This window comes from Alitiscatomonas sp. (assembly GCF_037242085.1).
GTDB lineage: Bacteria > Bacillota > Clostridia > Lachnospirales > Lachnospiraceae > Alitiscatomonas > Alitiscatomonas aceti.
In genome coordinates, this window is sequence record NZ_JAXXBR010000020.1 from 1 (window position 1) to 5,464 (window position 5,464).

Below are 5,464 nucleotides of genomic sequence, written 5' to 3' on the forward strand. Positions count from 1 at the left end.
AGAGCTGATGAAGAACTTTTTCCCGAGAAGCCGATAGCAGACAATAGCCAGCGGGATGTTCAGTACAATGGTTGAAAGTCCGATCGGAATATTCAGCAACCGATATAATATGATAGAAATACCTGAAAATCCGGTCATTGGAAATTTTGCCTGCACAGCGAAATTATAAATTCCAGCTGCAATAAAGACACTTCCTATAAATTCCCAGAGTAATTGCGTTGCAAATGCTTTTGCCTTTTGCATAGAAAACTGTGTTTTCATAACTTTAATACCTCCATTTCATAAAAAAAGAGCGAAGGCGTATTATATAAAATATAATGCGCTTTCGCTCTTCGGCCACTAGACTAACACTAATATACTGGCTTTGTCAAGTGTTTTTATAAAGACCAGCGAATTCCGATAACAAAATAAAAACCGCCGGTATGGTTACCCTTCCCCATACCGGCGTTCTTATATTTCTTCCTATTCTTTACGCCAAATGCAGCAGATTGATCAGAATGACCCAGGACAGTCCATAATAGGTGATTACGGCGACCAGATCGTTTACGGTTGTGATCAGCGGACCGGATGCCACAGCCGGATCCACCCCGATCTTCTGGAAGAAGATCGGAATAACTGTGCCGAATAAAGAAGAGATCAGCATGGCCAGTATCATGGCTGCGCCGAGGCATCCGGAAACTGCAAAAGCAAAGGACAGCCCGTTCCCTTTTAAAACCAGATATCCGCCGATCACAAGGAAGGAGGATATGCCGAGAATAAAGCCGTTGGTCAGGCCGACGCGGGATTCCTTCAGGATCAGTGTCAGCTTCTGCTTTCCGGAGGTCTGTTTGTCCATGAGAACACGGATGGCAACGGCCAGGGATTGGGTGCCTACGTTGCCTGCCATATCCAGGATCAGCGACTGAAAGCTCATGATGACTGGGAGCTGGGCCACGATGGATTCAAAGAGCCCGACGGTTGCGGATACGCCGAGGCCCATGACAAGCAGGACGAAAAGCCATGGAAGCCGCTTTTTCACACTGCGGAAGATCGGTTCCTCCAGATCCTCCTCAGCGGAAAGACCTGCCAGCTTTGCGTAGTCTTCATTGAGCTCATCCCCTACGACCTCAACCAGATCGCGGGCCGTGATGACGCCGATGAGCCGGTTTTCGTTGTCCAGCACGGGGATGGAGTCTTCGGAATAATCTCTTAACTGCGGGATACAGTCCTCAATGGGCGACCGCGCGTAAACGTATGGATAGGAGCAGGTCATGACCTCCTTCAGATCGGTCCCCTCCCGGGCAATGATCAGGTCCTTTAGGTCAATGGCGCCATAAAAGGTCTCCCTCTGGTCCACCACATAAATGGTGCTGATGTTGTCGTTTTCGGCAGCCTGGCGGACGAGCTCCGACATGGCCTCTTTGACCGATGCATGGTCCGGGACGGAGATGTAGTTGGTGGACATGACGCTGCCGATCTCGTCCTCGTCGAAGGAACTCAGCAATTTCACATCGGAGCGGACCTGGGGGTCCAGCAGATCCACCAGGGTCTCCCGCTCGCCCTTTTCTAACTGGCGCAGCACCTCCACCACGTCGGATGGCTCCATCTGGGAAAATACATCGACCTTTTTCCGGACGCTCAGCTCCTGTACATATTCTGTAAGATGATCGGAATATTCCAGGATCCCTGCCAGGGTTTCTGAATCCAGGATCTGGTATAATTTTGCCCGTTCCGCCTGGGTCAGAAGCTCCAGAGCGGATGCGACATCGTTTTCATGATAAGAAGACAGCTTTTCCTGCATTCTCCGGGGAGTCAGGCTGCTGCGGATCAGTTCTGCGATCTCAGCGCTGTATCCTGCAGGCGCTGTGTTTACGGTTGTGTTTCCTGCCATTTTATTGTCCTCCTTTACAAGTCAGTTGAAAGCAAAGGCGGACACAGGAGCCCTGTTTGCAAGGAAAAAAGGGCATAAAAAAACCATTGCCGGTTACAGACAGGATCCCTGCATTCGCATCTGCTTATGTAGTGCTGTACTGGAACGGACAATGGTATCCACTTGTATATATGCAGATAAAGCCAGATCAGACCACAGACAGCCGGATCGCGCCTGCATTTTGTAACTGCTGGAATACCATATCCGTACTTCGACTACCACTACTGTCCATGATCTCACCTCTCTTTAAATGATTTTTCTGCCAGATCTCAATGGCCCGTTCATTATAGCGCATTTTTCTGGGAATCACAACCTTTTTCTGATACCGGGAGATGAATGGAAGAGGGAATGGAGGCCCATGAACTCGAAAAATAAAAAATTTTGATGGATTTTTTCTCTGGAACAGGTATAATGTAGATAACGCTTAATCTAACATAATTAAAAGGAGAATCAGCATGAAGCAGGATATGATAGTAATTCTGGATCTTGGAAGCACAGAGAATACAGTGATTGCCCGTCAGATCAGGGACCTAGGCGTATACAGCGAGATCCATCCCCATGATATTACGGTGGAGGAGCTTCAGGCTCTGGATAATGTAAAGGGTATTATTTTAAATGGCGGTGAGAACCGTGTGGTGGACGGACAGGAGGTACAGGTCCGGGACGAATTATATGGACTGGGCTATCCGATGCTCTCCATTGATTATCCCCAGTCAAAATGTGAGGCACAGTACCAGGAGCTTCCGGACGATGCGGCCATGAAGATCTTCCTTTTTGAGACATGTAAGGCAGAGGCCAACTGGAATATGAAGAATTTCATTGAGGACCAGGTGGAGCTGATCCGTAAGCAGGTGGGAGATAAAAAGGTCCTCCTGGCGCTTTCCGGCGGCGTGGATTCCTCTGTGGTTGCAGCTATGCTGATCAAGGCCATCGGGCAGCAGCTGGTGTGCGTCCATGTAAATCATGGCTTAATGCGTAAGAACGAGTCTGAGGGCGTGGTAAAGGTATTCCGAGACGAGCTGCACGCAAATCTGATCTATGTGGACGCGACAGAGCGGTTCCTTGGAAAACTGGACGGCGTTGCAGATCCGGAGGAAAAGCGTAAGATCATCGGCGGAGAATTCATCCGTGTGTTTGAGGAAGAGGCAAGAAAGCTGGAGGGGATCGATTTCCTGGGCCAGGGCACCATTTACCCGGATATCATCGAGTCCGGTACAAAAACTGCCAAATGTGTGAAATCCCACCACAATGTGGGCGGCCTTCCAGAGGATCTGCAGTTTGAGCTGGTAGAGCCATTAAAGCAGCTGTTTAAGGATGAGGTACGCGCCTGCGGTATCGAGCTGGGCCTTCCGGCAGAAATGGTATACCGTCAGCCGTTCCCGGGTCCGGGACTTGGCGTCCGCTGCCTTGGAGCGATCACCCGTGACCGTCTGGAGGCGCTCCGTGAGGCTGACGCGATCCTCCGCGACGAATTTGCCAAGTCTGGTTTGGATAAGACTGTGTGGCAGTACTTTGTAGCGATCCCGGATTTCAAGGCAGTCGGTGTGAGGGATAACGCCAGAAGCATGGGCTATATGGCCGTGATCCGTGCGGTCAATACCATCGACGCCATGACGGCGACCATCGAGCGGATCGACTACGATCTGTTGGAGCGGATCGCAGACCGGATCACTGCGGAGGTGACCAGCATCAACCGGGTGGTATACGAGATCACGAAGAAGCCGGTGGCGACGATCGAATTTGAATAAAAAGAAAAGAGCCGGGAAGCCCCATGAAACAGCGGGCTTCCCGGCTCCTTTCATATAAAAACCCCCTACACAGACTTATTCCATATAAAACTGCGGCTCATACCAGTGGGACAGGTGATACGGATGGTCCGGCTCCAGGTACATCCCGGAATACAGGAACTGGAGGAGGTCAGAATCCCCGAACAGGTCGAAGATCCAGTCCCCGGAGGTTTCGTCTCCGATCTCATAGAATTTTCCACTGAGCTCGATCAGGGCCGATGCCTCCTGCTCGCAGAAAGTGACCAGCAGCTCTTCGGCCACACTGTGTGCTCTCAGAGGAAGGCCGCTTTGGGCGCGGGTCCGCATGCTGTATAAGCTGCATTTCATGCGGTAAAGGAACTCATAGGTATAATGCATAAGAAACTGCCGGGGCAGGAATCCGTCTATAAAAGAGATCTCCAGCTGTCCGATATGGGACCCGGCCGGCATAGCTGCAAGCTCATCCATATCCTCCTGGAGATGGTCAAGGAGCAGATCGCTGCCTATGGCAAAGGAAAGGGCAGCCCGGGTCCCGAATTCATCCTCCAGAAACCTGGACCACGCTTCATGGTCCTTATATTCTTCAAGGGAGAACTCTGTGGGCGTTCCGGCTTCCTGGCCTGGGAGGCTGAGCCAGTTCAGTGCTTTACAGACGCCTTTGCATTTATCGCTGCGGATGGATTCTCCTGCCTCATACCGGCACCAGGTCTTTGTCCCTACTCCCGCTCGGGAGGCGGCTTCCTCAATGGTCAGTCCCAGCTCGCTGCGCCTGAGCCGGATCTGTTTAGCCAGATCTGCATTTCCCTGGATCGTTTTCTGTGTCATAATCATTCCTTCTTACTCAATGACTAGTCGTTATATAGTCATTATGTCATAATGAAAAAACCCTGTCAACCGCTTTTTTGCCTGATGAAGAGATCGCAGTGGATTTCAGAGGAACAGTTTCATGGCTGTTATGGAGCAAATGTAAAAGGAGAATTTATACTGCGAAGGAATCAGTCAGCGGAAGGTGGAAAGAGACGGATGGTACATGTGTAAAAAGCCCACAGAACAGTTTGAAGATTATGTGTAAAGGGAGAGGAAAAACAAAATATGTATAAATATACAATGAGGGTTTTACTCAGGGCACGTTCATACCCGTTTGGAACCGGAATCGGAGGGAAAGAGCAGCGAGGATTTTTGCGTGGGAAAACAGTATGTGGAGGCAGAGGGTGAAAACTGGTTGACCCAATGGGAGAAAATGATAGGATGGTTTATTTCTTTTTAATATAGAAAGAGGGGCATAGACCGATTATGGAGGCTGTACGGGCTGCAGCCTTTTTTATTTTGGGAAAGTGGCGGAGCTGGATAACTGCAGCTCTGGTAAAATATATATGCCGGAGAGTTTTCAAAGATTGTCGGAAAATGTGAAAATAGGAGATGGGAACGAACATTTGTGGAAGAGAAGAGTGAAATGATTTTAAATGTCTGATCTGCTCCAGGGGTTAGGGCAGGGGCTTTTGTATGGAACATCAGATGTGTAATGGGTATGCGGTAAAATATGGTTATACCTAAAAATGAAGACGAATCCGGGCGGAATGATCAAGCTGGGGAAGAATAATTATCTGCTTTAAACGGAAAAAGTAAAACTGAAAAGACAGAAAAACGACTAAAAAGTATTATTTGAGAATAAAAAATGAAAATTATGAAAAATTAACAAATAAAATCTAAATAATTTATAAAATATTCATAATTTACAAAAAATATAAATGCATGTAAGATACCACTATAAGAAAAAACGGAAAAATAA

The 5,464-nt window shown here is 48.6% G+C and carries 5 protein-coding genes; 1 reads left to right on the plus strand and 4 read right to left on the minus strand.

Annotated features, from left to right (window positions below; all coding sequences use genetic code 11):
• From WIH05_RS00325 to WIH05_RS00335, 3 genes are all read right to left on the minus strand, one after another.
• Window positions 1-261, minus strand: a 261-nt coding sequence (locus WIH05_RS00325) for a YitT family protein (RefSeq protein WP_337424804.1), incomplete at its 3' end; no start/stop codon positions are given.
• A gap of 208 nt (window positions 262-469) precedes the next feature.
• Window positions 470-1,870 (minus strand): magnesium transporter, encoded by a 1,401-nt coding sequence (gene mgtE / locus WIH05_RS00330; protein ID WP_022273866.1) that lies wholly within the window; start codon window positions 1,868-1,870, stop codon window positions 470-472.
• A 187-nt stretch (window positions 1,871-2,057) separates the two neighbouring features.
• Window positions 2,058-2,219 (minus strand): hypothetical protein, encoded by a 162-nt coding sequence (locus WIH05_RS00335; protein ID WP_215654660.1) that lies wholly within the window; start codon window positions 2,217-2,219, stop codon window positions 2,058-2,060.
• Window positions 2,220-2,364: 145 nt separating this feature from the next.
• On the opposite strand from WIH05_RS00335, the gene guaA reads away from it, so the two are divergent.
• Window positions 2,365-3,657, plus strand: coding sequence for a glutamine-hydrolyzing GMP synthase (gene guaA, locus WIH05_RS00340; RefSeq protein ID WP_022273867.1), 1,293 nt, complete (start codon window positions 2,365-2,367; stop codon window positions 3,655-3,657).
• Window positions 3,658-3,732: 75 nt separating this feature from the next.
• On the opposite strand, the gene WIH05_RS00345 is transcribed toward guaA, so the two are convergent.
• Window positions 3,733-4,500 carry a helix-turn-helix transcriptional regulator gene (locus WIH05_RS00345; protein ID WP_022273868.1) on the minus strand — a complete coding sequence of 256 codons (768 nt, stop codon included), beginning with the start codon at window positions 4,498-4,500 and terminating at the stop codon, window positions 3,733-3,735.
• Window positions 4,501-5,464: the final 964 nt, after the last annotated feature.